Source organism: Geomonas sp., assembly GCF_056994735.1.
In genome coordinates this window covers 1-4,461 of the sequence record NZ_JBXKJL010000475.1, presented here as the reverse complement: position 1 = coordinate 4,461, position 4,461 = coordinate 1, and the positions used below count along the sequence as shown (strand labels likewise).

The following is a 4,461-nucleotide window of genomic DNA, read 5'->3' as shown; positions in this document are numbered from 1 at the left end:
TAAGCCATGAATTCAGATACAGTAAAAGTTTTTTTATTAAACATAGTATATTCCCCCTTATATTTGTTAATAATATTTTTAAATCCAATTAGAAAGGAAGTGATCTTATGACACCTCTATTCTTCATTAGCGTTGGTTATGGTATTGCTACTATAGTAGTAACTACAGCAATAACAGTTTTAACAAAATAAATTAATTATTTTTATCAAAAGTGTAACCTTTCCATATACCCATGCATATTTTGGGATTATAATATAATTCCAAAAGACTTACACCTTCTATGTGCCTTGTCTCCCAAGGCTTTTTCTTTGTAATTTTTTAATAACTATTCTATAAGTTTTCATAAATTATTATTTCTCGTATTTGCCTAACTCATATTTTAGATAATCCATTTCAAACTCTGTAAAATTGATTTCCTGTTCTTGATGTGCTATTTCTTTTATGCTCTTAATTATGCCTATTATTATTTTAAACACTACTATTCCCCCTTATTGTTTAGGTAAATATTTTTCGAATTCTCTTTCCATTTCTTTGTATAATATCTGTTTGATGAAGTCGCTATATCCAAAATCTTTACCTTTACTCATTAACCACTTATAAAGTGCTATGTCATTATTTCTTTTATTACTGAATGATATTTGCATTATAGGATTTTTCTTAGTGTCTGCCATTGTGTTCTCTCCTTTTATAAAGTTTATTTAATATATCCTATGTAATTATTAAAAACTTGATACACTTTTTTATAAACTTTCTATAATTTTTTACAAATAAAAAAAAGACACCCTTTTGAGTGTCTAGTGTTATTTATAGCATGGAAGGCTAAAAGCTTCTGCATAAAATATTATTGCTTCTTTTATTCCTGTTCTAGTGTGTTTCTCAACATATAAAGCAACATCTTTCGGCTCAACTATATACCCTAATATATCAGCCTGTATTTTTATTCCTATTTCTAAAGTATTCATTTGATTTCCCCCTTGAATTATCTATTTGTTAGTATTATATACAATTTGTATAGGAATGTAAACATATTTATAGAAAGTTTATAGAAAAATTTTTCGGCAAATAAAAAAAGGATGTATTTCTACACCCTCATTTGTTTTTATAATTTTTTTTACCCTTGTCCCTTTTAACCTCGATTAAATCTTCGATTCTCTGCTGATATTGTTTGTTGTCTGTGATCCTAATTAAGCTTCTAAGATAATAAAAACTATTGCTTCTAGGTATCTTTTTCTTAATAGCTACATCTATAACAGTTTTACAAGCATTGAAACTTTTCAAATGAGTATGCCCTTCGCTGAATTCTTTTTCCATGTTATATACTATAAATCCATTTTTTACAGCTATAACTATGTAATTATTCTTTTTATATAATACCAAGCACAAAACCCCTTTTATACTTTTATTTTTCGTAAGCTAATAAGAAACTGTCAAATCCTTTTTTCTTCAATTCTTGTCTTTGTTGTTCTGCTAAAGCTTTGCTACTATATGATCCAACAACAACTCTATAATACATTTTATCCTCTGGTTTCGTTTCTACAGGCTTTGGTTTGTCTATTGGTAGTTTTGTACCACTAATACCTTCTGCTATTGCTAGAGCCATTGTTTCGGGCTTATATTTTGACATATCTTCTTTGTTATCTATAAAACAACATTCTACTAATATAGCTTTGGCTTTTGTATGATTTATTACATATAATTCTTTTTCTTTTATGCCCCTGTCGCTGAAGCCTAGTTTAACTATATTATTTAATATTCTTACGGCTGAATCTAATTTAATAGCATTGTTAGTAAATACTTCTACACCATGCCCTACTCCACCACTAGCATTAAAATGTATAGATACAAATAGATCAAGTGGTTGTGAGTTAGCTTTGTCTACTATCATTCTCAAAGCATGAGTGTTGCTTAAAGCACCATCAACAGTACAATCTATAGTGGTATGCCCCATCTTTTGTAAGTATTGTGTAACTAATTTGCCTACTTTTCTAGTTTCGTCCTGTTCCCTTATGCCATTAACCCCTATAGCACCGGAATTTACCGACATCAAGCAATGACCACAATTTATTCCTATTCTCACATTAAACACCCACTTTCTCTAATACTTCATCAAGTTTTCTTTCTATCCTTTCAGTTCCTTCTTCTACGTTTTCTACTCTTGAAGTTAATGCTGTTATACTTTCAGCATAGGATTTCGAGGTTTCTGTGAATGTTTTTACTGAATCCCTGTATAAGTCCCTATCTTCTTTCTTTTCTGTCATAGCATTTTTAAATAAGTAATAAGCCATTACCCCCACAACGCCTACACTTGCAAATTGTTTAAATATTAATTCTTCCATTACTACACCCCTTTCATTTTATTTAATTTAAGTTTAACAATTAATAATTAGAAATAGAAGTAATCATAAAAGGACTAGAATAATCTAGCCCCTTAATTTATATTATTTCTTCTTGTTGTTCTGCTATAGGTGGGTTTAATAATAAAACTAATTCATTATATTCTTCTTCAGTTATTTTATTTGCTGTTTTGAAAAACTCAACTTGTAATGCTAATGTATCTATATTTGTATATTGATTTCTATTTATTATATTTCTCTTTAATAATTCATATATCATTTTAATGACCTCCTAAAGTTAATCTAGTATCTAATTCTAGTAAATAACTCATAATAAATTGTTGATTATCTTTTATCCATGCTAGGTTTTTCACTATACCTTCAACACTTGTTGATATGTTCAAAGGGAAAGTATATGATAACTTAGGATACATTGACACAGGCTCTTGTATGATGCTTCCGTTTTTAAATATAGGTAAGTTTATTCTTCTATCCAGTGTTATTTCTGTTGGTGTATTCATTTCGTAAATAACTGTTACAGGGTTACTAGCTAACCAAGTTTTAAAAGTTGTTACATCATTTGCTTTAGTTTTAGGAATATATATAACTAACAATTTTCCACTTGTTATATAAAAATGTTCTTCCTCTAAATTAAAAGTAGTATTAAATTTAAATTGATTAGATACAGCATTTGCAGATGCTTTACTATCAGATAATGTTAACCCAAATGCTTTGTAAGTTGCCCCATCATACCAAACACTCCAATCTAATTCACTACCATTCAACACAACCTTATTCAACCTCTTATACAACTTATTCCCAACAACCTCATCAGAAACAGTTGACACACTTCTTAAAGGGAAATATGAAGTATCTATATAGTCAGTTAGAGTTATTTTGCTTTCTTTGTATGCTTGGTAGGGTTTTGCTATTGTTCCTTCGTTAAGCATTACATTTGTAGCATTGAGTATCGTTGCAGAACTTATTGTTGAATTATCTATAGTTATAATAACATAGTCTGTAGCAATGGATGCAAGTGTGATACTTCCTGTAGTGCCAGGAGTTAATGTTTTAGGTGCATATCTACGAGCACCATCAATTGGAACTGTAAAGATATCGCTTAATGACGACAACTCTGTTATACGTATATTTAAGTTGCTAGTGCCTGAGTTTGTAGCTGATAGCGTTAATGTACTGCCTTTCCTTACTTTAACAACTTGCCCCATGCCTCGATAATTAGCCGTTTGATTTACTCTTAAATTTTTAGTATCTGTAGATATTATGTCTGTGATAGAGTTATACAAGAAGCCTTGCCCATAAGTATATCCGGCATTAAAAAAATCTCCACTTTTTAGTAAATTCTCTCCAATACTCTTTATTACACTTGTACCACCTTCAACACTTGCTATTCCCTCGAATAATGGGACTTCTTGTGTTGTGTAGTCACCTTCTAAAACAACAAATTCATTTTTAAATACAACCTTTTTAGTAATATCAGTTCCTAATACAGTGTTGCTTTTTACTATTCTTAAAACCTTGCTGTTTTCTACGGTTGGTGTTACCTTAATATAAAATTTCCCCACTTGGTTTGGTGCAAAAAAAGTTGTAGCACCATTACCACTTGAACCATCTTTTGCTATTGGTGCAAATCCTATCTTATCAGAATTCATATTATTAGAAATTATTTCACCAATAACAGTATAGGTTTTGCCTAATTGCATTTCTGTATTTAAGTTTCCATTTCTAAATCTATAAGCATCTTCTAATGCAAACTCGATTTGTGTAGTTGTTGTTATTGGGTTTGTCGCATTATTTAAAAATAAAGGTTTTGGTGACATATTAACTAATGTATTCCCCTTAACAGTTAAATCAGTTGCACCATCAAGTGAATTAGTCAACGTATTAAAAGGAACTACACTATCAACTACGCTTGTCGCTGAACTTGTTAATATATTTTGTTCAGTTTCTTCTATTCTTGCACCTAATGAAGCAAATGTTTTCGCCTTAGTTGTTGAAGTCCTAGCATTTATAACTTCTGATGCTTGTTGTTGGCTTGTCTGCAATAAAGCAAATCTATTTTGTATATCTGCAATAACACTATTAGCTTCAGTTATTTTATTATTAACCT

7 protein-coding genes are annotated in these 4,461 nt (G+C 30.0%); all 7 read right to left on the bottom strand.

The features are described 5' to 3' along the window. Positions 1-488: 488 nt before the first annotated feature. Positions 489-671, bottom strand: coding sequence for a hypothetical protein (locus AC11W3_RS20385; RefSeq protein ID WP_484093656.1), 183 nt, complete (start codon positions 669-671; stop codon positions 489-491). A 129-nt stretch (positions 672-800) separates the two neighbouring features. Further along, a complete protein-coding gene (locus AC11W3_RS20380) occupies positions 801-962 on the bottom strand; it encodes a hypothetical protein (protein ID WP_484093655.1) in 162 nt (53 codons plus the stop codon). A 127-nt stretch (positions 963-1,089) separates the two neighbouring features. After that, entirely contained in the window at positions 1,090-1,377 is a 288-nt protein-coding gene (locus tag AC11W3_RS20375; protein WP_484093654.1) for a hypothetical protein, read from the bottom strand. Positions 1,378-1,399: 22 nt separating this feature from the next. Then, on the bottom strand, positions 1,400-2,086 hold the full coding sequence (locus AC11W3_RS20370) for an N-acetylmuramoyl-L-alanine amidase (protein ID WP_484093653.1): 687 nt from the start codon (positions 2,084-2,086) through the stop codon (positions 1,400-1,402). Beyond that, positions 2,079-2,336 (bottom strand): hypothetical protein, encoded by a 258-nt coding sequence (locus AC11W3_RS20365; protein WP_484093652.1) that lies wholly within the window; start codon positions 2,334-2,336, stop codon positions 2,079-2,081. The genes AC11W3_RS20370 and AC11W3_RS20365 overlap by 8 nt, the downstream gene beginning before the upstream one ends. A 97-nt stretch (positions 2,337-2,433) precedes the next feature. Then, positions 2,434-2,613 carry a hypothetical protein gene (locus AC11W3_RS20360; protein ID WP_484093651.1) on the bottom strand — a complete coding sequence of 60 codons (180 nt, stop codon included), beginning with the start codon at positions 2,611-2,613 and terminating at the stop codon, positions 2,434-2,436. 1 nt (position 2,614) lies between these two features. Further along, on the bottom strand, positions 2,615-4,461 hold a 1,847-nt coding region (locus AC11W3_RS20355), incomplete at its 5' end, for a hypothetical protein (protein ID WP_484093650.1).